Below are 25,682 nucleotides of genomic sequence, written 5' to 3'. Positions count from 1 at the left end.
TCTCAAACCTCCAAATATTCGAAACCTAACCGATATTCTATCGCTTACGATACATCTACAAATTATTTATCTAATTAATTATATATACTATATAAAAACCTGTCAAACATGCCTTTTGTAGCATATTTTTGTTCTTCAATCATAAAAATATGCATAGATTTTAAAAGATTCAGCTTTCCCCTTATACTTCATTATCATCATGTATCGGAGGTATTTATGCCTAAACCAATATCCACTATTTTTAAAACTGCATTTTTATTTGCGGGGACTATGCTTGGTGCAGGATTTGCCTCCGGTCAGGAGCTATTATACTTTTTTATTGCATATGGTAGTATGGGGATTTATGGTATCGTTACCGCTGGCATCTTTTTTTCCTTATTAGGCTATCGCCTGCTAAAAATCAGCAATCAATTTGAAACTACAGATTATACGCTTTTTATCAATAAACTTTGTGGCAAGAGATTTGGATTCATTCTTAATTTACTACTCGGATTTTTCCTTTTTACTATTTTACAATTGATGTTAATTGCTGCGGGAACAATTTGCCGTGATTATTTCTATTTACCCTTTGCTCTTGGGTATACCTCGTTAAGTCTTCTCATCTTAGTCCTTGCACTTTTCGGAGTTCAAGGGATTATGAAAGTAAATCTAATTGCCACACCATTTCTTGCCCTTATCATCTTAATCATCTGTTTTTCTTCGCTGCATTATCATGAGTTTTCTTTCTCACTCTTTGAGCATACGGTCTCACTTTCCAATCAGCCTGCACCACATTGGCTTTTATCGTGTTTATTATATGCCTCCTATAATCTTTCAATCAGCTTGCCCTTACTTGTCCCTTTAGGAGCAAAAATCAAATGTAATCAAACGCGACTTCTAGGAAGCATTCTTGGTGCAACATTACTTATGAGTCTGGCTATTTGTATCACTTTTACGATTCTTCTTCATTGTCCTTATATTTTAAATGCCCAAATACCAATGTTAGATATTTCCTGTTCGCAAAATTTATTACATTCTTTTCTATATCTTATTATTTTTCTTTTGGCTATCTTTACAACCTCTTTATCCTGTTTATATGGCTGTGCATCACAACTAAAAAAGCACACAAATTTACCTTATCCCCTTTGCCTCATTTTTTTATTATGCATTAGTTTTTTCTTTATTAACCTTGAATTTAGCGAAATTATTCAAAGAATTTTCCCTTGGTTTGGTTATCTGGCCTTATTTATCATGATTAAATTGCTTTTGGCTAAAGATGGAGGGCGAAATGAAAAAAACAATTCTCCATATTGATTATAAAGTACCTGCGTTTGTTTTCTTTTTCAGCGGTATTTGTTTTGGTGAACTCATCGGCATTATCATTGCAATTTTAGATCGCGACTTTCTTGGCATTGTCACCGGTGCCTGCCTGGGGATTGGCCTAGGATTCGCTGGTGCAGCTTTTACGCTTCTTACACTCTGGATTTTTAATGTGTTTGCAGATAATTTGGGGGGCTGGCAAATAAAAATCAAAGATGAATACCCTAAAGAAACAAAAGAGTAAAAGGTTCATTTCCTCAGGTGAGGAAATGAACCTTTTACTTTAGCAATATACTCTTGGTACACGTTTACTTACCATGCAGACAACTTCATAATTGATTGTCCCCAACCAGTTGGCGATTTCGTCTGCTGAAAGCTTTCCATCACCAAATAAAATTACAATGTCCCCTTGCTTCACGCCTGCAATATCCGTAACATCTACCATACATTGATCCATACAAATTTTCCCCACGACTGGGGCAAGCTGATGATGAATCAAAACTTTTGCTTTGCCAGTTAATAAGCGTGACCATCCATCTGCATAACCGATTGGCAGGGTTGCAATTAGACTTTTGCGTTTCGTTCTGAAAATCTGACCATAACTAATTCCATTACCCGTTTCTAATTCCTTTACATAAGCAACTTTTGCAATCAATTTCATTACCGGACGAAGATCCGTAGAATGCTTCACTTCATCTGACGGCCATAATCCATAGAGAATTACCCCTGCGCGAACCATATCAAAATGGGCCTGCGGCATTTCAAGAATTGCTGCACTATTGGCAATATGCTTTAAAGGAATGTTAATTCCCCTTTGTTCAATATCTGCAATTGCTTGGTTAAATTTCTCTAATTGTTCACAAGCAAAAGTTTTATCTTCATAATCAGATTTTGCAAAATGAGAAAATAATCCGACGATTTCTACACCTGGAAGTGCAGCTATCGCTTCAGCAAATGCACCTGCCTGATTCGGCTGAATTCCAATTCGATGCATTCCCGTATCCACTTTAATGTGAACTCTTGCCCTTTTCCCCTGACGCACTGCCTCTTTAGATAAAGCCTCTGCCGCTTGAAGCGTAAACACAGCCTGCTCAATATCATATTCAACAAGTTGTTGCGTTTGTCTATCCGGTGTAAACCCTAAAATCAAAATTGGTTCTTTGAATCCTGCATTTCTAAGTTCTAATGCCTCATCTAATATTGCAACCGCCAAATAATCCGCACCAGCAGCAACGGCTTCTTTCGCAACAGCAATTGCTCCGTGTCCATAAGCATCTGCTTTCACAACCGCGCACATTTTCGCATTATTTTTTATGCGGCTTTTTATCAGCTTCACATTATGTCTTATTGCTGATAAATCAATTTGTGCATATACATCTCTATTTGGCATTTACTCCATCTCCTAATTAATATATAAGCATATCGTATCATTTTTCTAATAAAATTTTACACCGTGTCTGTTGTACAATCAGATCATCAAGTTCTTCGCTCAAGCCTAAGACAGTATCATCAGTCATAATCCCGCCTTTTTCTGACACAAGCTTATTAAGACTTGCTCTTGTCGACTCAATTTTTTGATTGAGCTGCTCTAATTTTTTTTTCATTGATATCCCCTCATTCTACCCATAGTCTAGATGATCATGATTAGACTTCAGCCACTAATATATTTAATGTTTCGCCATTCTTTTACAGTTCCCTTCTCGTCTAAATAAAATATAGGACAAAATGACTCCTTTTATTTTCCAAAGAAAATCTTATTTTTTATGCCACTATTTACATCTTCCTGTTTCGCATAATGCATTCAAAAAATGTAGATAATAGGATTACAACGCGATGAGGAGGTGAGAATATGTCGAGAACAAGCAAACCAGTAAACCCTGCAGCTCAAAATTCGCTTGATAAAATGAAATATGAAATTGCAAACGAATTAGGCATTGCTGACGCAGTTCGCCAAAACGGTTGGTCTACAATGACTTCCGCTGATTGCGGCCGTGTAGGTGGTCATATGGTTCGTAAAATGATCGAACAATATGAATCTTCTATGAATAAATCGCAATCCTAAGATACGATTAAAAGGGCGGCTTTTTAGCCGCCCTTTTATTATTTTTAAATTCCTGTAAAATATACAGTTATTTCAGCTCCATTATCGACAAGCGTATTGACTGGAATACTTTGCCTTTGAGCAATTCCACTGCCTTCAGGAACGAAGATAAGACTTAGAGAATCTGCCAATTCTGCAACTTGTCGCATCGTTTTTCCTGTAAAGTCAGGTACTAAAACTTTGCCTGGAGGTACTTGAATTGGTTTGGCAGGCTGCTGTAGTTGAGCCAATGGCTTTTTCACCGGCACGCCTTCTAAATCATTATTTAACGGCTTAATATTCAAATAGCGTAAAACTTGTTCAAATATTTCCCCGGCAATCGGTGCAGCAATTTGCCCACCGTAATAAATACCGTTTGGATCATCAATAATAACAAGCACCGTAATTTGAGGATCTTCAACCGGAGCAAAACCTGCAAATGAAGCGATATAATGACCACTTAAGTATCCGCTTCCATCATCTTTTAATTTTTCAGCAGTTCCTGTCTTTCCAGCTATTCGATAGCCTTTTACCGACGCTTTCGTCCCCCCACCAGAAGCAACAACTTGCTCTAACATACTAATTAATTTTGTCGCTGTATCCTCTTCAATAACCTGTCTTACTTGTGTAACTTCACTACTCTTACTTATGCTTCCATCAGAGTTTCTAAATTCTTTGATAATTGTAGGCTTTAATAACATTCCTTTATTAGCAATTGCTGAAATAGCAGTTGCTAACTGCACTGGCGTTACTGCAATACTTTGTCCAATTGACATCGTCGCAATATCTGAATCTCGCATCTGCTTAGGATCAAATAAAATTCCATACTCCTCACCAGGCAATTCAATTCCCGTCAAAGCTCCAAAGCCAAAAGCATGGGCATAATCATTAAGCTTTTGTGCTCCTACCTGCATACCGACCTGAACGAAACCTGTATTTATAGAGTTTTTAATAATATCCGTAAAACTTACATTGCCATAACTTTCACCATTCCAGTTTTGAATTCTTCGTCCAGATACCATTACATATCCCGGATCAACAAACCGTTTTTCCGGCGTAACGATACCTTCTTGTAATGCCGATGCCGCAACTACAGCCTTAAATGTAGAACCGGGCTCATATACAAAGGAAACTGCACGATTTCTCCACTCTTCTGGTGAATATTTATAATACTCATTGGGATTATACGTCGGGCGATTTGCCATCGCTAATATTTCGCCAGTCTTCGGATTCATGACGACTGCCGTAACCGCCCGTGGCTTCGTATCTACCATCGCTTTTTCAAGCGTCTGCTCAACGATAAACTGAATATTGCTATCAATCGTTAAATAAATATCCTTTCCACCTTCATAAGTGTTTTTTGAAAAAACAGAATTAAAAATTGGTCTTCCATAAGTATCTGTCGACAAAAATTGTTCCGATGACTTCGCCTTTAAAACTTCATCTTCTGCCAATTCCATCCCATCAAGGCCAACGTCATCCATTCCTACAAAGCCAAGTACCTGTGAAGCTAACGCGTCATTTGGATAATAGCGCTTACTTTCTTCTACAAAATTCAAACAATTTAGATTGTATTTTTCAATCACTGCTTTTATTCGCGCCACCACATCTGGCTCTAACATACGCTTTAACCAAACAAACCTCCCGCCATCGGCAATTCTACCTCTAATGTCTTGCTCTGACATTTTTAAAATAGGTGCCAATTCTGCCGCCAATGTTTCAGGATCTTTTACAACTTCCGGATCTACATAAAGCGATTTTACCAGAATGCTAACCGCGAGCTCACGACCATTTCTATCGTAAATCGTGCCTCGGGGCGACTGTAGCGTGCGGCTCTCTTCTACTTGCCGCTTTGCCTTCATCGCTAATAGGTCGCCCTGTACGACTTGTATCCAAGCTACACGGCCAACCAATATAAAAATTAAGCCAACCAATGCAAAAATAAATACCGCTATTCTTTTTTGCACTGGATTTCGTTTAACTGCCAATTCAGCCACCTGCCAAAATCAAAATGTAAAAAATTTTTTATTTATTTTAGAATTCGTTCAACTTAGATACATTCCTTTTTATTCAGGCAAAAAAGAAAATCTATTTTTACTTTTTTTGAAATTATTTTTTAAAATATGTTACATCCTCTATTTATCCTGTTATAATATATTAGATAATATCAAAGCATTGCTATAAAGATTGGTGGTTAAATTATGGACGTCATTGATAAAAAAATACTTAAAAATCTACAAAAAAATGCCCGTATGACCATTTCTGACTTAAGTGCCGAAATATCACTTTCAATGCCCGCAATAAGTGAACGTTTGAAAAAATTGGAAGCATCAGGCGTAATTAAACAATATACAGTTATTCTTGATCCTGCAATGCTAAACAAACATTTAATGGCTCTCATGTATGTCCAATTGGAAAATCCAACCCATGGGGATTCTTTCGCCAGTTTCGTCAAAGATGAACTCGAAATTAAAGAATGCTTCTATATAACTGGAGAATTCGACTACTCATTAAAAATTGTCACTGAAAGTACAAAAACATTAGAATTATTGTTAAATCGTATTAAAAATCAACCTGGAATTCTAAAAACGCAAACCATTGTAGTCCTATCCTCAATTACAGATAACCCTTCAATCATTCCTGATTAAAAAACCGCAGCTTTCGCTGCGGTTTTTATTATTTATTTTGTTGTGATTTTAATCCCTTGCACTAACTCTCGACGTGATTTTTCATCAGCAACTGCAGCAGTCTGTTCAATACCAACAATAATTGCTTGCATTGAAGACTCTATATTTCCTAAAATAGAATTGATTTTTTTAGTCGCTTCAACACTATCTTCAGCTAATTTACGCACCTCATTTGCAACAACGGCAAATCCACGACCTTGCTCTCCAGCCCGTGCCGCCTCAATTGCTGCATTTAACCCAAGCAAATTCGTTTGCTGCGATACTTTATTGATAAAACCAATAACTTCATGTGTATTATTAATATGCCCTTTTGCTTCATTCACTGCTTCTGATAAAGTATCTACCTTTGTTTTTAATTCTTCATTAATCAAGGCTTGAGACTTAATCAAGTGATAAATTATATTTGTTAAATAAGTCTCTACTACTTTCACATTTTCTGGTACATATGTATTGATAATCTTGTTGACTTCCACATTACCTGTAACATTTAATATAACATCTAGTCCCGGCATTTTTACCGCTTCAGAAATGTCTTGAAACGTTCTAAGCCCCATTTTTTGCGCTAAGCGAATCGCAACCGCATCTGCCTTTACATCCGCTACAGCAACTATTTTTACATCAGGAATCTTTGTCGATAATTCTAATATACCGGCTCCACCTCTACCGCCGCCAACCAATAATATATTTAACATTTTTACCCCTCCAATTTAATAAACTGGTTCCCCTATAAATTTTCTTAAATAATACTCACCACAATAAAACTTCGTGTCGAACGGTTTTATAATTACGTCAATTAAGTTCTATTTTCCCCTACATAAATCCTGCACATTTTTAGAAATATTATCAGATAAAAATTAAGTAAAATTAAGGGTTTAAAGCTATTTTTACTATTAATTTCATGTTATTACCTGACTATTTTAAACCATTCTAAGAAAAGCTATCAATATTTCCTCTTTTTGCTTTAAATTATATAGTATTTCATCTGCAAACTTTGACAAACTGTCGTAGATTTCCTTAAGAAGCTATTACAACCACTATATCGACACTACTCAATAATCCTACTTATTTTACTCCGTCATTGCTCTTAAACTGCATTTTTTAATTACTAACCCAACATTTCTTTCAATGCGTCTTTTTTTATCACCTTAAATAATACATAAAATTCAACGCTGAAAAATCCGACACCGAAACTTTTTCCGAAATATCTTTTTTCGTTTTTTCAATACTCCTTACATTATCAAAATGAATATTTTTTGATAAAATTTATTATTTTAATTATATACTGAATATATTTTAGTTAAAAGAACTTTTTCGATAAAAACATCTACTTTTACCAGCAAGTAAACAATTTCATCTATGAATCAACATGCAATCATGCTAAAATGATAATGTTTTGTCATATACAAATTAATACCTAGGAGCGGACTATGCAAAATCATTTTAAAAAACATCTATTTGCAATTCTTTCAATTATTATTTTTATTATTATCACAATTCCACTTTATTTCATAAACGAAGGCCCCACCCCAGCTGGAGCTTCTGAATATACAGATGATAAAATTTTAGGTGAAGGGAAAAAAGAATCTGATAAAACTCCCTTTATTATTACTGGTGATTTATCTGATTTTAAAACCCAAGACCCATTCCAACCTGTATATGACAATTTCACAATCTCCCAGCGCCGAAACCAAGGATTATCTACAGCGCTTCCAAAAATCGAACCTTATTATCATGAAAAAACTGTATATCTAACTTTTGATGACGGACCTAATGACGATATTGAAATCGCTATTTTAGATATACTAAAACAAGAGCAAGTAAAGGCGACTTTCTTTTTATTAGGCAATAAACTACATGATTATCCAGATGTAGTAAAGCGAATCTATAATGAAAATCATGCAATTGGAAATCACAGTTATACACACATTTATGAAAAATTATACGATTCTCCAGACAGTTACATCAAAGAATTACAACAAGCAGATGATATTTTTAAAGAAATCTTGGGCGTTCGTCCACTTATTACAAGAGCCCCTGGAGGCATCGTTGGAAACTTTACCGATGAATATTGGTTAGAGCTAGAACGACTCGGATATATCGAAGTGGGCTGGAATATTAGCGCCGGAGATGCTTCAGATGGAACAGCAAAAGATTTAATTGACAATATTATTCATCAACTCGATAACTTTCAAATTTTGCAAGACCATGCAATTATATTGATGCATTCCTCACCAGGTCACGAAGAAACTATTAAAGCATTGCCACAAATTATTAAAATCTTAAAAGAACGTGGTTTTACTTTTGGCGTAATTACACCTTCGACACCAGGCGCTTGGGAAAATAAAAAATCCTGATTCAAAATGAATCAGGATTTTTTATTTTACTCAATCCGAAGCATTCGATACCCTATTCCAATATGTGTCTGAATATATTCTACACCACTTTCACTCTTACAGAGTTTTTTTCTAAGCGATGTCATATAAACGCGCAGCGAGCCTAAATCACTTTCAATTGCATTTTTCCATACTTGATCTAATATGTAGTGATGTGTAAGTACCTTGCCTACATTTTTCGCCAATAAGCAAAGTAATTTATACTCAATTGGCATTAACTTTACCTCAGTATCGTTTACTTTTACTACCGCCGCGGTAAAATCTATGACAAGTGCCCCATTATGAAAAACTTCCTCCACCTTACCATTTAGCGTTGACAAGTAGTTTAATCTTCGCCATACAACTCTTAGTCTTGCCAAAAGCTCCTCGACACTAAACGGCTTTGTTAAATAATCATCGGCACCGCTATCAAGCGCCTCTATTTTATCTCGTTCATCACTTCTGGCACTAATCACGATAATCGGAATATCCGACCAAGAACGAATTTTTCGAATCACTTCGATTCCATCTATATCCGGCAACCCTAAATCAAGTAGAATAACATCAGGTTTTACCGATGCCGTTGTTAGTAATGCCTGGGTTCCGTTTTCCGCTGTGTAATATTTGTAATCCTGCGTTTCTAATGTCGTTGTAATCAAATTTCTAACGGGAATATCATCTTCTATAACTAGAATTGTCTGATGGATCATAACCTCACTTCTTCCACTTTTAAATTAAATTGAAATATCGTCCCCTGCGGTTTATTATCAGCAACTGTCAGCTCACCGCCATGCGCATTGATAATCGACTTACATAAAGCCAAACCTAATCCCATGCCACGTTTCCCGTCAGCAGCATTGGTTTTAGCAGAATAAAACATATCAAACAATTTACTTTTAGCTTCATCCGTAATTCCTAAGCCATCATCAGCAATCTGTACAATTGCTTCATCATTTACTTGCCTCGTGGTAATGGTAACTTGCGTTCCTTGCGGCGTATATTTTAATGCATTATCTACGATATTGGTAATGACTTGAATAATCATCCTGCCATCGGCTTTTACCATTAATAAATCATTCTCATGCTCTACGTAAATTGGATGATGATTCAGCTTACGCTTTATGTGTTTTAAGGCTTCATCCACAATATCACTTAAACTTTCAATATTCAGTTGCAATTTCATTGTACCATTTTCTATCCTTGTTACCGATAACAAGTTTTCTACTAAATTAATTAACCAAATGGATTCATCATAAATATCCTCACAAAGTTTTTGTGCTTTTTCCTGCTTCATTTGATTTAAATTGTGAAGTAATACTTCTGCATTGCCAGAAATACAAGTTAAAGGTGTCCTTAAATCATGAGAAATAGAACGCAATAAATTTGCCCGCAGCTGTTCCTGTTTAAGTTGCAAACTCGCATTTTCTTGATCTTTTAACAGCTCATCCTTTTCCAGCGCAAATGCACATTCATTTAGAATTGCTACCATAATACCTTCTTCGTACGCAGGAATTCGCTGATTTTCCATATCAATCGCCACTACACCAAATACCTTTTCTCCATTACGAATCGCTAAATACAAGCACTTTTCCCCCGGTAAAGTCGTCGTAGAAAATCCAGCATGACGATTATTTTTAAATGTCCATTCTGCTACAGCCACCCAGCGTTGATTATCAAAATTGTTTTGCAGCGCTTCATTACAAATATACGTAAATGGTAACGGATTTAAACGTGGATTCCCTAAATAAAAGTAGATATTCTTTTCTAGTAATGTGCCCAATTGTGCTACCGTCTGTTCGACAATTTCATATTTATCCGCGGCTTTTTGTAACTTACGACTTGTCGCCAAAAGAATTTCCAATCGATATGCTTTCTGTGCGGATAACTTTGCATATTCTTTCACCTTATGTGTTAACCCTGCACAAATCATAGCAATAATAAACATAACGACAAATAAAATTATATGGCGAATATCCACGATTTCAAAGGTATACACAGGTCTAGTAAAACAAAAATTAAACAAAAGAACACTCAAAAAGCTAGCAATAATTCCATAAATTTTTCCTTTAGTAATAAATGTAGTAAAAAATACACCGATAATATAACTAGCTACGATAGATACATCACCAAAGTTCCAATGTGATAACATATAGCCAAAAATCGTAGATACAGATAAAACACCAAACATCCACATACTGTCGCTATAATCTTGTGTATAGCGTTGCAAGCCGATAGGCTTTACATACTTCTTATCATAATTATCTGGAATAAGAAAAATTTCCAATTGAGGTGATAAATCAGTCAAACGCTCGGAAAAACTCTCCTGTACAGAGAACAGTTTACGCTTCGTATACGATCTTCCCAAAACAATTTTAGAAACTCGCGCAACCTTTGCGTATTCCGCAATCTGCTCTACAATATCACTGCCATAGGAAGTCACTGTATTAGCACCCAGTTCTCGTGCCAATCGTGTATTATTTTGCAACCGTTCCTTGTCCTTTTGCAGCATATTATTGAAGTCAGGTGTTTCTACATAGATGGCTGTAAATTTTGCATGAAATGCCGCTGCCATCCGTGCCGCTTGACGAATTACTTTTGGATTCGAAGGCGATGACGATAAACAAATCAAAATATGCTCTGCTGTAACTACAGATGTTAAAGATTTTTCCCGATCCGCTTGTAGCTGCAAAGAATTAATATGATCAGCCATCCGCCTCAATGCAATTTCACGTAGAGAAATAAGGTTTTCCACCGTAAAAAAGTTTCCCAATGCTTTATTGGCCTGCTTTTCCCGATAGATTTTCCCCTGCTTCAGCCGCTCTAATAAATCATCAGGATCAATATCCACGAGCTCGACTTGTGAATTATCATCAAAAACACTGTCGGGTATTCTTTCACGAACAATAATACCAGTAATTTGCGCAACGACATCATTTAGACTTTCTAAATGTTGTACATTTACCGTTGTATAAACATCAATCCCTGCATTTAATAACTCCTGCACATCCTGATACCGTTTTGCATGCCGACAAGTATTTGCATTCGTATGGGCAAATTCATCTACTAAGATAAGCTTTGGCTTGCGCTCTAACGCTTTATCTAAATCAAATTCTTTTAATGTTACCCCATGATAAGCTACCTCAAGCGGCGGCAACACCTCAAGCCCCGTCAAAAGTGCCATTGTATCAGGCCTTGCATGCGGCTCAATATAGCCAACAACTACATCAATTCCATCTTTTTGAGCATCATGTGCATCCGATAACATCGCATAGGTTTTTCCCGTTCCAGCAGCGTAACCGAAAAATATTTTGAGTTTCCCCTTCTTTTTTTTCTTTTCTTCCTGCATAGCTGCTTCAAGAAACTTATGCGGATCGCGTTCATCTTCATGCATGTTATTCACCCTCTTTGCGTATTTAAATCTACTTTAACCGACAAAAATCTATACTGTATCGCAAGATACAGTATAGACCTATCTAACTATCTTTATTTTAACAAACCATCTAAAGCTAAATTTACTTGAAGAACATTCACCACCGGCTCGCCGAAAATGCCAAGGAATTTATCTGTCGTATAAGTATCAATAATCTTCTGAATTTCAGCTTCTGACATTTGACGTTCTTTTGCTAACCGCGGAATTTGATACTCTGCCGCCGCCAAGCTGATATGCGGGTCAAGCCCACTGCCAGAATTCGTAACCAAGTCAACGGGAATACTGTCAATTCTTGCATCCGGGTTAGATTCTTTTATTTTTTGTACGCGCTGTGCCACTAAAGAATCATAATCATTACTGGCTGGACTTATATTATCAGGTGCTGCATAAAAGTAACTATTTCCATTTTTATCGATAAAAGATTCTGTATCTAATCTCATAATCCTTCCCCACATATATTGTTTGCCAGTAAATTGTTGTGCTAAAAATTTTGTTCCATAAGCTTTATTATCTATTTTAATGATACTGCCATTTGCTTCCCCTGGAAAAGCCGCTTGCGAAATTGCTGTTACTGCAAGTGGATAAATCCCTCCACATAGAAAAGTCATTACGCATAACATCCCAAACGCGCGGTAGATTAAACTTTTCATCTCATCAAATCCTTTCTTGCTCTATACAAATAATGCAATAAATAAATCTAGAACTTTTATTGCAATAAACGGTACAATGATCCCACCCAAGCCGTAAACAAGCAAATTATGTTTTAATAAATCCTCTGCCGGAACTTCTTTATAGGCTACACCGCGTAAAGCTAATGGAATCAACGCTACAATGATAACTGCATTGTAGATAATCGCTGATAAGATTGCACTTTCACTGCTATGCAAGCCCATAATATTTAGCATTCCTAATTGGGGGTATAGCGACATAAATAATGCAGGAATAATCGCAAAATACTTAGCCAGGTCATTGGCGATACTAAATGTTGTCAAACTGCCACGCGTCATTAACAACTGTTTCCCAATGCGCACAATTTCAATTAGTTTTGTTGGTGAAGAATCTAAATCAACCATATTCCCAGCATCCTTTGCCGCTTGCGTTCCCGTATTCATCGCAACAGCAACATCCGCTTGCGCGAGTGCCGGCGCATCATTTGTCCCGTCACCTGTCATTGCTACCATATGCCCCTTACTTTGCAACTCGCGAATCATCGCGAGTTTCCCTTCTGGTGTTGCCTCCGCAAGAAAATCATCTACTCCAGCCTCTGCTGCAATTGCCGCGGCAGTTAACGGATTATCTCCCGTAATCATCACTGTCTTGATTCCCATTTTCCGAAGATCAGCAAATTTTTCTTTCACTCCGGATTTAATAATATCTTTTAAATAAATGACGCCCAAAATGCTATCATCTTTTGCCACAACGAGCGGCGTTCCGCCTATATTTGCAATTTTTCTTACCGCTTCATCGCACTCATCACTATAAGTGCCCCCACGATTTTCTACATAAGCTTTGATTGATTCAGCCGCCCCTTTTCTTATTTCAGTTCCATTCATATTTACGCCACTCAATCGAGTCCGCGCAGAAAACGGAATAAATTCAATATTTAAATCATTAAGCGTTCTTTCACGAATATCAAATTTTTCTTTCGCTAAAATGACAATACTTCTGCCTTCTGGTGTTTCATCAGGTAATGATGCAATTTGTGCAGCGTCGGCAAGGTCTCTTTCCGTATGATCATCTACAGGAACAAATGCACTTGCTTGGCGATTTCCAAGCGTAATTGTCCCTGTTTTATCTAATAACAACGTATCTACATCACCGGCAGCTTCAATTGCGCGTCCGCTTTTCGCCAATACATTTGCTTCATTTAAACGACTCATGCCTGAAATTCCGATTGCTGATAACAATGCTCCAATCGTTGTTGGCGCTAAACATACCAATAATGCAATTAGCGCTGTCATTGAGGTTGGATTTTCTACGAAAAGCTGTTTTGCTGAAAAATCAGCGTAAGCATACAAAGTTATTGTCACCAGAATAAAGATAAGTGTCAAAGCGATCAATAAAATTTGCAATGCAATTTCATTTGGTGTCTTGCGCCGCGATGCTCCCTCAACCATAGCAATCATTTTATCTAAAAAACTTTCTCCAGCCTCATTGACGACTTCAATCACCAACCAGTCGGAAACTACCGTCGTTCCTCCCGTTACCGCACTACGATCCCCGCCGGCTTCACGAATTACTGGCGCTGACTCTCCGGTGATCGCACTTTCATCTACCGATGCAACACCTTCAATGACTTCTCCATCCGCTGGAATTTGTTCACCGGCACTCACAATAACAATATCACCTTTACGGAGGTTAATCGATGAAATATCGGTATATATTTTTTTATCATTACGATTTTTCAATTTATGCGCAGCTACTGTCCTTTTTGCATTTCTTAAAGCATCTGCCTGTGCTTTGCCACGCCCCTCAGCCAAAGCTTCAGCAAAATTGGCAAATAAAATCGTAAACCAAAGAATAATTGAAATACAAGCAGTAAAGCCAATTGACGCATCTTTAATTCCGAAAATTGATAGACCACACAATCCTGTAGTAACAATTGCTGAAAGATATACAACAAACATTACCGGATTTTGTAATTGTACTGTGAAGGATAATTTAGTAAAAGAATCCTTTAAGGCACGTTTTATTATTTTTTCATCCATTTATCTGCACCTCCTAATGAATCATCTGACAATATTCAGCAATCGGTCCCAAAGATAAAGCTGGGAAAAAGCTCAAAGCACCGACTAACAAAACAATTAAAATCAACATAAATACAAACATTGTATTGCAAGTTGAAAGTGTTCCTGGTGTTACCGCAAGGCGTTTTTTCTCTACTAAACTGCCTGCCATTGCAACAATTGCGATAATTGGTACAAACCGTGCAAACAACATACAGATACCCAAACTAACATTTAAAAACACTGTATTAGCACTAAAGCCAGCAAATGCTGAACCGTTGTTTCCACCTACGGAAGAATATGCATAAAGAATTTCCGATAAACCATGCGTCCCCGTATTGTTAAGACTATCTAACACACTTGGAACAACTACTGCAATCCCACTGCCAATTAAAATAGCAACCGGCGTTGCCAAACAGACAATGACGGAAAGTTTCATTTCTCGCGGCTCTATTTTTTTCCCTAAATACTCTGGTGTTCTGCCTACCATAAGTCCTGCGATAAAGACTGTGAGAATGACAAAGCTAATCATCCCATATAAGCCACAACCGACACCACCAAAGACAACTTCACCTAATTGCATAAGCACCATGGTAATCATTCCACCGAGTGGCGTATAAGAATCATGCATTGAATTGACCGAACCATTGGATGCTGCCGTTGTAAAAGCAGCCCAAGTCGAAGACCCTATAATGCCAAAACGCGCTTCTTTTCCCTCCATGTTGCCGCCTGCTTGATTTTCCATTCCAATATTTACAGCACCATTCTGTGCTAACTGTGGCGTAGCGATTTGTTCATTTACAGCAATACCACCAAGAGCAAGAACTAATAAAATAAACATCGCTGCAAAAATTGCTTTTCCTTGTCTTTTATCACCAATATTTTTCCCAAAAGTAAAACAAAGGGCTGCTGGAATTAACAATATAGATAAGACTTCAATTAAATTAGATAATGCAGTGGGATTTTCCAATGGATAAGCGGAGTTCGTACCGAAATAGCCCCCACCGTTTGTGCCTAACTGTTTGATTGCAATTTGACTTGCACCAGGTCCCATCGGAACAATCTGCTCAGTCACTTGGCTACCGTCTTCTAAGGCAACCGGCTCAACAAGATTTACAATTTCATATGGACTAAAATTTTGTACTACGCCTTGTGAAACAAGCGCAATTGAAACGATCATGGATAACGGAATTAACACATATAAAACAATCCGCGTAATATCCACCCAAAAATTGCCTAGCCCGCTTTCTTTTACTTTCACAAAGGCACGAATTAAAACAAATAAAACGGCAATTCCAGTCGCTGCTGACACAAAGTTTTGTACAGTTAAACCAAACATTTGTGTAAAATAAGATAATGTAGATTCACCGCTATAAGCTTGCCAATTTGTATTTGTAACAAAACTAATTGCATTATTAAAGGCTAAATGCCAACTTGTTCCATCTATATTTTGCGGATTTAACGGCAACAAATTTTGGCATATATGTATAAAAAATAATACCAAAAAGCCAAAACCATTGAAAAATAATACACTCCACAAATACGACTTCCAATGCATTTCCTCCGTTTTATCAATACAAAGAATTTTATAAATCAGGGTTTCAACAGGTTCTACCACCCTTGTCAGAAAAACTTTTTCTCCATTCATTACTTTACCAATATACGCACCTAACGGAACAGCAAATATAATCAGTATTACTAAGTACAGGCTGTACTGTAAGATCAAATTCATCATTATTCTAACCTCCATTACTTGTTGATACTTTTATTATAAAATCCCTCATCTTAAATCGGTGTTAAAAGATAAGTCCCTATATTAAAATTGCATTAAAATTGCTTTTAACGTACAAAAAGGACTTTCCATCGTATTAGACAGAAAGTCCTTCATTCTATGAAAACAATATTACGCTTGTTTCAAAAATGCGACATAGCCCTTTTTCGCTTCGTATAAGTCAGCCTTACTCGTAATCTCCCATGGTGCGTGCATATTTAATACCGCTACACCACAATCAATAACTTCCATCCCATAAAGTGACATAATATAGGCGATTGTTCCACCACCCCCAACATCAACCTTACCCAATTCAGCAGTTTGATAGGCGATTTTATTATCGTCCATAATTTTACGAATTTGTCCAAAATACTCTGCATTTGCATCATTCGATCCTGATTTACCACGTGAACCGGTGAATTTATTAAATACAATTCCTTTTCCTAAATAAGCCACATTTTTCTTGTCAAATACAGATTCATATAACGGATCAAAGCCTGCACTTACATCAGAGGATAACATTTTAGAGTTTGCCAAACATCTTCTTAATTTTAAATCAGAATATTCACCTTGCAAAGCCAAGAGCTCCGCAGTCATATTTTCAAAAAATTTCGATTGCATTCCAGTTGCACCGACACTACCAATTTCTTCTTTATCAACGAGTAAGCAACAAGTCGTTTTATCCACTTTATCAACTTCAAGCATTGCAACAAGGGATGTATAGGCACATACGCGGTCATCTTGTCCATATGCCATAATCATACTGCGATCAAGCCCAGCATCTCTTGCTTTACCCGCTGGTACGACTTCTAATTCAGCTGATAGCAAATCTTCTTCAGTAAAATCATATGTGGATTGCAATATTGCCATGATTTTTTTGCTCACGGCTTCTTTTTCTTTATCATCTAACGGAATACTTCCAATTAAAACGTCAAGGTCTTCACCATCAATAACTTTATTTGCTTTTAACTCCTGTTGTTTCTGTGCTAAATGCACGAGTAAATCAGTCACGCAAAAAACTGGGTCGCCGTCCTTTTCACCAATCGTCAAATTGATTAAACTTCCGTCTTTTTTTGCAATCACACCATGAATCGCAAGTGGTAATGTAACCCATTGATATTTTTTAATACCACCATAGTAATGGGTATCGAAATAAGCCAAGCCACCCTTTTCATATAAAGGATTTTGCTTGATATCTAAACGCGGTGAATCAATATGTGCACCTAGAATATTCATGCCTTCATCCAATGGTTCTTTCCCAATATTAAATAGCACTATCGCTTTGTCCATATTGACAGCATAAACTTTATCGCCTGCTTTTAGTTGCGTTTTATCTTTTATGCACTGCCCTAAATCACGATAACCGGCCTGTTTTGCAAATGCAACGCTCTGTTTTATGCATTCACGTTCCGTTTTCCCATTATCCAAAAATTCTCGATAATTTTTACTTAAAATCTCTAATTGCAACTTATCTTCTTCCATATAATCTAACCAAGCAATTTTTCTTTCCATAACTATTACCTCACCATCCACTTTATTAGTTATATTTTCCTGATCTATTGTAACACTATACATAACTTAGAACAAAATTATTGTAGCTAAAAATCAATGAAGTTATACAAATAATAAAGTGGCCACGATCCAGGCGAGGTTTTTACTCCACCTGAATCCTAGCCCCTGGATAAAAATCCACCCTAATGATGGACCTTTTATTGCCTATTTACTGTTCTTTTGTTTCCTCTTGCGGTTCTACACCGGTCCAAACACGTTTGCATTTCGCCATCCATTCTTCTACGTCGTTTAATGCCTCACCAAATCTCTGAAGATGTACAACTTCTCGTTGCCAAAGGAAACGAAGCATATCTTTTACCAAAGGATCACACGTCTGGGAAATCAAATGCTCATAAGTCACCCGCGCCCTTTGCTCCGCAGCCATATTCGAAGTTAAATCAGCAATTGGCTCACCAACACAGGAAACATTATTTGCAATCCAAGGTACACCGTTTGCATCCATCCAGAACATGCCCGGACCATTTTGCGCCCATTTCGCACTCCAACCTGCTTTTTCAAAATCTTTTGGCCCCGCACCACAAGTTAGTTTATACACGAGAGAAGCAATCATTTCCTGATGTGCGAGTTCCTCCGTGCCGATATCAGTCAATACGGCTTTCGCCATATTTGTTGGCATCGAATAACGTTGGTTAAGATATTGAAGTGATGCTGAAAGTTCTCCATTGGGGCCACCATATTGCGTAATAACCAGTTTTGCGAAAGCTACATCTGGACAACTTACACAAATTGGATGTTGTAATTTCTTTTCATAAATCCACATGCCAAAACCTCCTACAATTCCCATGGCCACGGACTATTTATCCATCGCCACTCATCTTCCGTCTCTATACTTATCCCAAAGTTATATAGCGGTCCATATTTTTCTTCATACTTTTGAACCAATTTACAAGCAGCTTCCACCGCACAATTAAAATCGTTGATTGCATCTTGATCACATGGATGTGTATCAAGATATAAGTTTAACTCAAGCGCAACGAATTCCAACTCTTGAATTTTTACTAGCATCGCAGCTTGATGTTCACATCCCATAGCTTAGCACCTCCAATTTATTTGGGGATTCGATAAACACCCCATAATTCAGGGAATAATGTTCCTTTTGATAAAGCTTCGCATGGCGAAAACGCCTTTTCATACCGCTGCCAAGGCACATAAGCATGCGCTAACATATAGCACTGGTTTTTCATCATTTTACTTTCATGATCATGCGCTCGATTCGTTTCTTCTTCCATGTAAACCCCCTCCTTCTACTCTATATACTACAGTTTATGTGAACTGCATAAAAAGGTTACAATATAAAAAAAGAGTAAGAGTAACGATACATAATATCGTTATTCCTACTCCTTTTATGCGCCACGTTTTACCACATCAGTCGCGATATACCTCTGACTTTTCGGCAATGGCATTTTTCCTTTTGGCGGACGTGTTGGTACCTTACTACAATGTTTTTTCCCAACACTCGCTAAAATCCCCATACTTAACATATTCACAATCAGTGAAGTGCCTCCATAACTGATAAATGGTAATGGCACCCCAATAACGGGTAAGATTCCAATAACCATAGCAATATTTGCAACGCCTTGTCCAACAACAAGAATGGCTATGCCGATGACTAGCATTTTCCCAAATCCATCCGTCGTTTCTTTTGCAATTCGCCCACAATACCATGCCATAGCAGCTAATAAAATCAGCACAAGAAATGCGCCAATAAACCCCATCTCTTGACACAAAATAGAAAAAGCAAAATCGGTATGTGCCTCTGGCAAATATGCAAATTTACTTGTTCCCATACCCAAGCCTAAACCAGAAAATCCACCCGAACCAATCGCAATCAAAGACTGCACCGTTTGATATCCAGATGTCGATTCATAAGACCAGGGATCAAACCATGCCTTGACACGATCAATTCGATAATCTGCTGAAAAGGTTAATATTCCTGCGCCTCCCAGTGCAATTGCACCTAATACAACAACTTCTCCTAGCGGTAATCCCGCCATAATATACAACAAAAAAGCAATCCCGACAATAATTGCAGCCGTACCTAAATCCGGTTGCTTATATACCAACCCACCCATGAGCAAAATCGGCAGCCACACCTTATTTCCAATACTAATCCGTAAATTTTTATCTATCTTAGGTCCAAGGTAGCTTGCCATCAACAAAAGCGACGCTAGCTTTGCTACTTCAGATGGCTGAAAAGTCATTCCTATTTGAATCCATCTTTTTGAACCATTTACTTCTATTCCAATGAAAAAAACGGCAATCAGGCAAAATACTGCAAAAACTGTAATAATAAAAGAAAGCTTCCGCCAAACACGGTAATCCAGTCGCATTGCAAAAACTAAGGCAAAGATTCCTAGCAGTAAAGAAATTAAATGCTTATTAACAAAATAATATCCATTATCGAATTCATTACCGGCCATTACAAAGCTAGAACTAAATACATTTATCGTTCCAATAATAATCAAAATAGCCATAATAAATAGCACGGCTTCCACGTTATTTATCCATAATCTTTTTTTTGGCATATATACGCCTCCATATGAAATCTATTGTTAATTATACCAAAAAAAAATGTATTATTACAGTAAACCATGTACAAGTTTTATGAATATACTATATTGTTACTAAAATAAAGGAGGGATCTATATGGAGTTGACAAATGCAAAATTATTGGCAATCGACCTTGGCACTTCAGAGGTGCTTAGTATTGATTTAACAAGCCAAGCAATATTATCTAGAATCCCTTATTTAAATACATATACCCCAGCTGGACTTTTTATAAATGCAACGAGAACAAAAGCTTGCCTTGCAGCGACAACAAGTCATGAAGGGGCATTGTTTATTATTGATATTGCAACAAATTCATTATATAAACTCCCAACTCCCCTACCCCATTTGTCACAAATTACATTAACTGATGATTTTAAAAATGCATATTTTGTTGATCAGACTGCCACTTTGCATCATTTAGATACGACGACAATGAAAACTACCCCACTTGTTAATCCCGATATTACAACTTGTCGATGTAATGGCATATGCATCTTGAATAATACGATTTATACCATTTGGGAAAATGACGATCAGGGAATTGTCGCAGGGTTTTCTCCGCAAGGTCAAGTTGTTTTTGAACGATTCATCGGTGGAATTCCAACGAATCTTTTTGCCCTCCCCGATAAAGTGATGACGACTTTTACAAGAAATAAGCTTCACGGAGAAGGGTTGGCGATATTTCCACTAGACGAAATGGAAGCGCCAAACTACCTAGTAATTAATCCCGCAGATAATTGCGCAATTAATGCGTACCCCTGCCATATTACCTTAAATGATGAACAAACAATAGCTTATGTTACGAATGAAGACAGTGGTTCTATCAGCGTCATCGGCCTTGAAACAATGCAAATCATAAATTCTATTCAAATCGGTCGTTCTATTACTACTTTATCCCTTTTGTCAGATAGCCGATTTGCTATTGCAGGAAGCAATATGTTTGCTGATTTATCTTTAATTGATACTGTAAACCGTCGCTTAATGGCAGTCAGCGAAACTAGCGGTGAGCTAAGTAGCTGGTTTTGCCTATACAACTAAAAAGGTGTGAGTAATGATTCCATTACTCACACCTTTTTAGTTTTTCCTTTCTTTTCCTAAAGTGCGCGGCATTCGCGCAACTGGCGCTTTCATCGCCCTACTAATCCCTTGGATATTCGCAGCGGGGCCATCTGCCATTAATTGAATTGGCACTGATTTATTTTCTGCAGCCTTTTGCAAAAGCTCCGCCTTCACATCACGCGCAAAAGCTTTTGCCGGCGTAGAAACTGGCAATATATCCTCAACTTTTGCACTTTGCTGAGCCTTCTTTTCTTCTTTTACAGACTCTTTTTTCGGCTCTTCTTTAACTACTACTTCTATTTCTTTAAGTTCCTCTTTAACTTCTTTTATTTTGCTGCGTTTCATCGCTGGCTCTATCTTCACCACTTCTATTGGCTCAGGTATTTCTTCAACCACATGGACAGTTACCGGTTTTACCGGCTCTCGCATTTCTTCCGTTTGCTCTTTTACTGCTATTGCCACCTCGGGTTCAGTATATTCATGATAGACATCCTCACCATCTAATTCATCATAGGGATCATAAGCAGTATTTCCGGAATAATACAAGATATCTTCCGGCTCTTGATGCACAACACATTCAGATTCTTCTTCATCAATTCTCCCTGGCAGATTCCAAGCAAATTCATCAATATCATCATCGAATACAGGCGCACAATGTTTTGCCAAACCTTTTTCCAGCATCGCAATCACAGCGAAACAATGTTTTGCCTCTCGTCTCAAATGATCTGCCAATTGTGGTGTCATAATCGTCAATAATCTACATTCATCAATCAACTCTTTTGCCATTTTATTAAAATCGCAAAATCTTTGTACATCACTCCTCACATCTTGTAAAAATCGTGAAAAAGCCTTCATTTCACCTTTATGACAATATAGCATCGCAGCAAAATCGCGCCCTTCTAAGCACAAATCATCAAAAAGTTCTGCAAAACCTCTAGCCTCTTTTTGCATCTGCCGTTCAGCAGGATCGATATACTGACCAATCAAGCGCGTATGATCTGCCATAAATCTAAGCCAAGTAACAACTTCTTGCGTCTGCGAGCACGTATGTAGCATATTTTCTTTATTCGGTAAATTTAATAATTGCAAAAAATAATTTGCTTCACGCGCCAGATGTTCTAAAAACGACGGAAAATGAGAACCACCTAGCTTACCTGTAATACGTAATGAGAGTAAATTTCGTTTATATTGATAGAAAGCCTCCATAACTTGGCACGTTTCTTGATGAAAGGTCTCACATTGTTTTGGATTTTTTAATTTATCTAATTTTGATTGCAAGCTGGAAAATGCCTTTGCAAATTCTTTTGCCTCATCGCGAAATTCAACGCATTCAGCCGGCAATCCAGCTTTAATAAATACCGTGTGATCCTTCATAATCATGAGCCAATATTTCATTTCTTCTTTGTTTACAGCCTCATAATAAGGCAAAGAAACCCTTGCTTGACGCATTTCTAGCACACTCCTTTAAGAATTAGCTATTAACATCATATGCAAGGGTTTCAAAAAATTCACCTATTCAAAAGAAACTTCACAACGATTAATTTTTTCGCCAAGGCCACTGAATTTCTTCTCATACTCCGTCATAATATTGTCTTCCATTCCACTATTATGCAAATCATAAGTTAGATTATTTACCTTCAAGCCAGCTTCCTCAAATTGTTCTAGCGAAAAATCAAACAATGGCCTGTTATCGGTTTTAAAGAACAGTTGCCCTTTAGGCGCTAATAAATGACGATATTTTTCTAAGAAGCTAACATGCGTTAAGCGACGCTTTGCATGACGCGCTTTTGGCCACGGATCACAAAAATTAATAAAAAATCGATCCACTTCATGCTCAGCAAACAATTCACTGATATTATTAATATCGAAACGAAGTAGTTTCAAGTTTTTCAGTCCCAATTCTTTCGCTTTCAAACCAGCATAATAAATTACATCTTTCTGCACTTCAATACCGATAAAATTAACTTCTGGATAACGCGCTGCCATCTGTGTAATAAAGCGCCCTTTTCCCGTACCAAGTTCTACATATAACGGAGCTTGTCTCCCAAATTCTTTTGCCCATTCACCTTTTTTGATCTGTTCGATTTGTGCAGTCTCTGTATATAAAAAATCACTAAATTCTAAAATTGCTTCTTCTATCCAAGGTTTCTTTCTTAAACGCATCTGCTTCCTCCGCTATTATGATTTTTCTAAACCGTATTTTTTCAAGTATCTGTATAAAGTCACTCGGCTAACGCTGAGTAAGTTCGCTAATCTGCTTACATTTCCGCCCGCAGCCTGCCAAGCCTTTACAAAGACGTCCTTATCTTCTTTCCAGCTGTTATCTGGTTTAATATCTCCCATAAGATTGATATCTTCCGGTCTGATTTCATTGCTCTTCGTATTAAAGAAGGCATATTCAATCACACCCTGCAATTGTTTAATGTTGCCTGGCCAGTCATAATCTTTTAATACTTCTGCAGTCTCTGGTAAAATAACCTTTTCTTCAATTTGATGCTGCGCAGCTAACTCACAAACAATATGTTTAGCCAACTGTGGAATATCTTCACGACGACTTCTTAATGAAGGTACACGAATCACACTTTTAGAAATAATTTCATAGAGTTGATGATCAAACGCTCCGCGTTCTGTCAATCGTTTTAAATCACTATCACATGCACTGATAATTCTAACATCAATTGGACGCTCTACAGTTTCACCAATACGGTGCATTTTCTGCGTAGTCAAGGCCTTCGCCAAGGAAGCAGTCAATGCCATCGGCAATTTTTCTATTTCATCCATAAACAGCGTACCGCCGTTCGCAAGTTCCAACTTGCCCGGATGACTAATTTCAGCACTCGTTGATACACCAAATAATTCTTGCTCTAAGAGTTCAGGCGCTAAATCACCGCACCGAACAGAAATCAATGGTCCTGCAGCCCTAGAGCTTGCTTGATGAATCCCATGCGCCATGCGCTGTTTCCCCGTTCCAGATTCCCCTTGCAATAGGATATGGTTATGATTTCTCGCAATGCGCGCCGCTTTGTCTTTAGTTGTAGCAAAAGTTGATCCTTCACCAACCATAGAGGCAAGATTATACCGCGCTGTATAACCAGCTGCATGTGCGACAAGCGTGCGCAAATCTTCAATTGGCATAGACACAGCAACAACACTATTTACCGTTTGATCACTATCGCGCTCTAACGGAACAACAGTTGTAATATCTTCATATGTTTTCGCCTGTGTAATCCAAGTAACCTCTTTATTGTATGATGGTACGCCATTAAATCCTTTGTATATCGGTGTATGACGATAATTTAATACTACATCATTCAAATTAATCGGATGCTCGTTCACATGTTTACCACCAATGCCTTCTAAACGGCTAAGCCCAAGCTTATTTGCATACGCAATTTCCCCTCCCGGCATCACATGATATACAGCAAATGGTGTCGCATCTAAGATTGCTTCTTCCGCCTTAATTCTAAGTGATGCGCTCAAATGTTTTTCCATTGCGTATTTCATCGTCAACATCAAAGATACAACAGCATTATGCGGTAACATCTCTTGGTCTACAGAAACCAATGTCAATATGTACTGCAACTCTCCATTTACAATTACGGGTGCTGAACACGCATCACCTTGCTGACATTCTTCAATCCACATTTCCGGCCCGAATAATAAAAATGGGGTCTTATGTTCATGCACTATACTGATACTAGATGTCCCAATATCCGCTACCCCGACGCGAACACCCTCAATTTCTCCCGGTGTTTTTTGATAAAACGGTAAAGAATAACTTTTTAATACATAGCAATCCGAATCACTTAAAAGCAAGCTCAAATTATACATTTGGAAGAACTCATGAATTTCCTTCGTTAATTCTTCTAAATAAGAAATTGCATTTTTATGATGTTCCTGATGCTCTTTCAAGGCCTCACTTGACAAGCTTACGCCGAGCGGCATTGTTTTCGTATCTACATTATGCATTTTACTTTTTTGCCAAGACTCTGCAACCCAAGGGTGTACATTAGGATCAATAATCCCCTCCTCTATATACTTATGATAGTAATTCTCTAATTTGTTTCTGCTCCGTTGCTCTCTAATCATTTTTTACTTCTACCTCCTATAGTCATTCTATTTCGTTGTGCTTTGTT

23 protein-coding genes are annotated in these 25,682 nt (G+C 37.5%); 6 read left to right on the top strand and 17 right to left on the bottom strand.

The features are described from left to right. Positions 1-216: 216 nt before the first annotated feature. Positions 217-1,293, top strand: a complete 1,077-nt coding sequence (locus ACWZFG_RS12395) for a hypothetical protein (RefSeq protein ID WP_177505113.1) — start codon at positions 217-219, stop codon at positions 1,291-1,293. Next, positions 1,268-1,543, top strand: a complete 276-nt coding sequence (locus ACWZFG_RS12390) for a hypothetical protein (RefSeq protein ID WP_177505114.1) — start codon at positions 1,268-1,270, stop codon at positions 1,541-1,543. The genes ACWZFG_RS12395 and ACWZFG_RS12390 overlap by 26 nt, the downstream gene beginning before the upstream one ends. Positions 1,544-1,582: 39 nt before the next feature. On the opposite strand, the gene alr is transcribed toward ACWZFG_RS12390, so the two are convergent. Continuing rightward, on the bottom strand, positions 1,583-2,689 hold the full coding sequence (alr, locus tag ACWZFG_RS12385; protein ID WP_177505116.1) for an alanine racemase: 1,107 nt from the start codon (positions 2,687-2,689) through the stop codon (positions 1,583-1,585). Positions 2,690-2,726: 37 nt separating this feature from the next. Continuing rightward, on the bottom strand, positions 2,727-2,903 hold the full coding sequence (locus ACWZFG_RS12380; RefSeq protein WP_177505119.1) for a Spo0E family sporulation regulatory protein-aspartic acid phosphatase: 177 nt from the start codon (positions 2,901-2,903) through the stop codon (positions 2,727-2,729). A 245-nt stretch (positions 2,904-3,148) separates the two neighbouring features. Here ACWZFG_RS12380 and ACWZFG_RS12375 point away from each other — a divergent pair, with 245 nt between their 5' ends. Next, a complete protein-coding gene (locus tag ACWZFG_RS12375; RefSeq protein WP_177505120.1) occupies positions 3,149-3,361 on the top strand; it encodes a small, acid-soluble spore protein, alpha/beta type in 213 nt (70 codons plus the stop codon). Positions 3,362-3,405: 44 nt separating this feature from the next. Here ACWZFG_RS12375 and ACWZFG_RS12370 read toward each other — a convergent pair whose 3' ends face one another. Further along, a complete protein-coding gene (locus ACWZFG_RS12370; RefSeq protein ID WP_177505126.1) occupies positions 3,406-5,367 on the bottom strand; it encodes a penicillin-binding protein in 1,962 nt (653 codons plus the stop codon). 213 nt (positions 5,368-5,580) lie between these two features. Here ACWZFG_RS12370 and ACWZFG_RS12365 point away from each other — a divergent pair, with 213 nt between their 5' ends. Then, positions 5,581-6,027, top strand: a complete 447-nt coding sequence (locus tag ACWZFG_RS12365; RefSeq protein WP_177505128.1) for an Lrp/AsnC family transcriptional regulator — start codon at positions 5,581-5,583, stop codon at positions 6,025-6,027. Between the two features lie 32 nt (positions 6,028-6,059). Here ACWZFG_RS12365 and ACWZFG_RS12360 read toward each other — a convergent pair whose 3' ends face one another. Beyond that, entirely contained in the window at positions 6,060-6,578 is a 519-nt protein-coding gene (locus ACWZFG_RS12360) for a methyl-accepting chemotaxis protein (protein WP_418627432.1), read from the bottom strand. Between the two features lie 915 nt (positions 6,579-7,493). Between ACWZFG_RS12360 and ACWZFG_RS12355 the strand changes: the two genes are divergently transcribed. Beyond that, positions 7,494-8,420 (top strand): polysaccharide deacetylase family protein, encoded by a 927-nt coding sequence (locus ACWZFG_RS12355; RefSeq protein WP_455577727.1) that lies wholly within the window; start codon positions 7,494-7,496, stop codon positions 8,418-8,420. A gap of 26 nt (positions 8,421-8,446) precedes the next feature. On the opposite strand, the gene ACWZFG_RS12350 is transcribed toward ACWZFG_RS12355, so the two are convergent. From ACWZFG_RS12350 to ACWZFG_RS12305, 10 genes are all read right to left on the bottom strand, one after another. After that, the gene (locus ACWZFG_RS12350; protein WP_147669591.1) at positions 8,447-9,148 is read right to left on the bottom strand and encodes a response regulator; all 702 of its coding nucleotides are present in this window, start codon (positions 9,146-9,148) and stop codon (positions 8,447-8,449) included. Continuing rightward, entirely contained in the window at positions 9,145-11,829 is a 2,685-nt protein-coding gene (locus ACWZFG_RS12345) for an ATP-binding protein (RefSeq protein ID WP_455577726.1), read from the bottom strand. The genes ACWZFG_RS12350 and ACWZFG_RS12345 overlap by 4 nt, the downstream gene beginning before the upstream one ends. Positions 11,830-11,921: 92 nt before the next feature. Next, positions 11,922-12,518, bottom strand: a complete 597-nt coding sequence (gene kdpC, locus ACWZFG_RS12340) for a potassium-transporting ATPase subunit KdpC (RefSeq protein WP_455577725.1) — start codon at positions 12,516-12,518, stop codon at positions 11,922-11,924. A gap of 21 nt (positions 12,519-12,539) precedes the next feature. Further along, a complete protein-coding gene (kdpB, locus tag ACWZFG_RS12335; protein WP_455577724.1) occupies positions 12,540-14,576 on the bottom strand; it encodes a potassium-transporting ATPase subunit KdpB in 2,037 nt (678 codons plus the stop codon). A gap of 13 nt (positions 14,577-14,589) precedes the next feature. Next, positions 14,590-16,329, bottom strand: a complete 1,740-nt coding sequence (gene kdpA, locus ACWZFG_RS12330) for a potassium-transporting ATPase subunit KdpA (RefSeq protein WP_455577723.1) — start codon at positions 16,327-16,329, stop codon at positions 14,590-14,592. Between the two features lie 168 nt (positions 16,330-16,497). Further along, positions 16,498-17,877, bottom strand: coding sequence for an aminopeptidase (locus tag ACWZFG_RS12325; protein WP_418627427.1), 1,380 nt, complete (start codon positions 17,875-17,877; stop codon positions 16,498-16,500). Between the two features lie 208 nt (positions 17,878-18,085). Next, positions 18,086-18,697 (bottom strand): manganese catalase family protein, encoded by a 612-nt coding sequence (locus ACWZFG_RS12320; protein WP_177505146.1) that lies wholly within the window; start codon positions 18,695-18,697, stop codon positions 18,086-18,088. An 11-nt stretch (positions 18,698-18,708) separates the two neighbouring features. Continuing rightward, a complete protein-coding gene (locus tag ACWZFG_RS12315; protein WP_147669584.1) occupies positions 18,709-18,966 on the bottom strand; it encodes a spore coat protein CotJB in 258 nt (85 codons plus the stop codon). A 17-nt stretch (positions 18,967-18,983) separates the two neighbouring features. Continuing rightward, positions 18,984-19,166, bottom strand: coding sequence for a spore coat associated protein CotJA (locus ACWZFG_RS12310; RefSeq protein WP_147669583.1), 183 nt, complete (start codon positions 19,164-19,166; stop codon positions 18,984-18,986). A 114-nt stretch (positions 19,167-19,280) separates the two neighbouring features. Beyond that, positions 19,281-20,462, bottom strand: a complete 1,182-nt coding sequence (locus ACWZFG_RS12305) for an FtsW/RodA/SpoVE family cell cycle protein (protein ID WP_177505147.1) — start codon at positions 20,460-20,462, stop codon at positions 19,281-19,283. Between the two features lie 121 nt (positions 20,463-20,583). Between ACWZFG_RS12305 and ACWZFG_RS12300 the strand changes: the two genes are divergently transcribed. Continuing rightward, on the top strand, positions 20,584-21,525 hold the full coding sequence (locus tag ACWZFG_RS12300) for a YncE family protein (RefSeq protein WP_455577722.1): 942 nt from the start codon (positions 20,584-20,586) through the stop codon (positions 21,523-21,525). A 36-nt stretch (positions 21,526-21,561) separates the two neighbouring features. Here ACWZFG_RS12300 and ACWZFG_RS12295 read toward each other — a convergent pair whose 3' ends face one another. From ACWZFG_RS12295 to ACWZFG_RS12285, 3 genes are all read right to left on the bottom strand, one after another. Next, positions 21,562-22,995, bottom strand: coding sequence for a DUF2935 domain-containing protein (locus ACWZFG_RS12295; protein WP_455577721.1), 1,434 nt, complete (start codon positions 22,993-22,995; stop codon positions 21,562-21,564). Positions 22,996-23,058: 63 nt separating this feature from the next. Beyond that, positions 23,059-23,709: a tRNA (guanosine(46)-N7)-methyltransferase TrmB gene (trmB, locus tag ACWZFG_RS12290; RefSeq protein WP_455577720.1), complete on the bottom strand. Its 651-nt coding sequence runs from the start codon at positions 23,707-23,709 to the stop codon at positions 23,059-23,061. A gap of 15 nt (positions 23,710-23,724) precedes the next feature. Next, positions 23,725-25,635, bottom strand: coding sequence for a sigma 54-interacting transcriptional regulator (locus ACWZFG_RS12285; protein ID WP_177505150.1), 1,911 nt, complete (start codon positions 25,633-25,635; stop codon positions 23,725-23,727). Positions 25,636-25,682 lie beyond the last annotated feature (47 nt).

Source organism: Anaerosinus sp., from assembly GCF_965318445.1.
This window is presented reverse-complemented; position numbering and strand designations above follow the sequence as displayed.

What these genes read in the sequence shown, in the direction of transcription:
- kdpC (WP_455577725.1), bottom strand. Translation starts at nt 12,518, where the DNA reads ATGAAAAGTTTAATCTACCGCGCGTTTGGGATGTTATGCGTAATGACT.
- alr (WP_177505116.1), bottom strand. Translation starts at nt 2,689, where the DNA reads ATGCCAAATAGAGATGTATATGCACAAATTGATTTATCAGCAATAAGA.
- trmB (WP_455577720.1), bottom strand. Translation starts at nt 23,709, where the DNA reads ATGCGTTTAAGAAAGAAACCTTGGATAGAAGAAGCAATTTTAGAATTT.
- ACWZFG_RS12360 (WP_418627432.1), bottom strand. Translation starts at nt 6,578, where the DNA reads ATGCCGGGACTAGATGTTATATTAAATGTTACAGGTAATGTGGAAGTC.
- kdpA (WP_455577723.1), bottom strand. Translation starts at nt 16,329, where the DNA reads ATGATGAATTTGATCTTACAGTACAGCCTGTACTTAGTAATACTGATT.
- ACWZFG_RS12320 (WP_177505146.1), bottom strand. Translation starts at nt 18,697, where the DNA reads ATGTGGATTTATGAAAAGAAATTACAACATCCAATTTGTGTAAGTTGT.
- ACWZFG_RS12345 (WP_455577726.1), bottom strand. Translation starts at nt 11,829, where the DNA reads ATGCATGAAGATGAACGCGATCCGCATAAGTTTCTTGAAGCAGCTATG.
- ACWZFG_RS12325 (WP_418627427.1), bottom strand. Translation starts at nt 17,877, where the DNA reads ATGGAAAGAAAAATTGCTTGGTTAGATTATATGGAAGAAGATAAGTTG.
- kdpB (WP_455577724.1), bottom strand. Translation starts at nt 14,576, where the DNA reads ATGGATGAAAAAATAATAAAACGTGCCTTAAAGGATTCTTTTACTAAA.
- ACWZFG_RS12350 (WP_147669591.1), bottom strand. Translation starts at nt 9,148, where the DNA reads ATGATCCATCAGACAATTCTAGTTATAGAAGATGATATTCCCGTTAGA.
- ACWZFG_RS12310 (WP_147669583.1), bottom strand. Translation starts at nt 19,166, where the DNA reads ATGGAAGAAGAAACGAATCGAGCGCATGATCATGAAAGTAAAATGATG.
- ACWZFG_RS12300 (WP_455577722.1), top strand. Translation starts at nt 20,584, where the DNA reads ATGGAGTTGACAAATGCAAAATTATTGGCAATCGACCTTGGCACTTCA.
- ACWZFG_RS12380 (WP_177505119.1), bottom strand. Translation starts at nt 2,903, where the DNA reads ATGAAAAAAAAATTAGAGCAGCTCAATCAAAAAATTGAGTCGACAAGA.
- ACWZFG_RS12375 (WP_177505120.1), top strand. Translation starts at nt 3,149, where the DNA reads ATGTCGAGAACAAGCAAACCAGTAAACCCTGCAGCTCAAAATTCGCTT.
- ACWZFG_RS12285 (WP_177505150.1), bottom strand. Translation starts at nt 25,635, where the DNA reads ATGATTAGAGAGCAACGGAGCAGAAACAAATTAGAGAATTACTATCAT.
- ACWZFG_RS12355 (WP_455577727.1), top strand. Translation starts at nt 7,494, where the DNA reads ATGCAAAATCATTTTAAAAAACATCTATTTGCAATTCTTTCAATTATT.
- ACWZFG_RS12365 (WP_177505128.1), top strand. Translation starts at nt 5,581, where the DNA reads ATGGACGTCATTGATAAAAAAATACTTAAAAATCTACAAAAAAATGCC.
- ACWZFG_RS12395 (WP_177505113.1), top strand. Translation starts at nt 217, where the DNA reads ATGCCTAAACCAATATCCACTATTTTTAAAACTGCATTTTTATTTGCG.
- ACWZFG_RS12305 (WP_177505147.1), bottom strand. Translation starts at nt 20,462, where the DNA reads ATGCCAAAAAAAAGATTATGGATAAATAACGTGGAAGCCGTGCTATTT.
- ACWZFG_RS12315 (WP_147669584.1), bottom strand. Translation starts at nt 18,966, where the DNA reads ATGGGATGTGAACATCAAGCTGCGATGCTAGTAAAAATTCAAGAGTTG.
- ACWZFG_RS12295 (WP_455577721.1), bottom strand. Translation starts at nt 22,995, where the DNA reads ATGCGTCAAGCAAGGGTTTCTTTGCCTTATTATGAGGCTGTAAACAAA.
- ACWZFG_RS12390 (WP_177505114.1), top strand. Translation starts at nt 1,268, where the DNA reads ATGAAAAAAACAATTCTCCATATTGATTATAAAGTACCTGCGTTTGTT.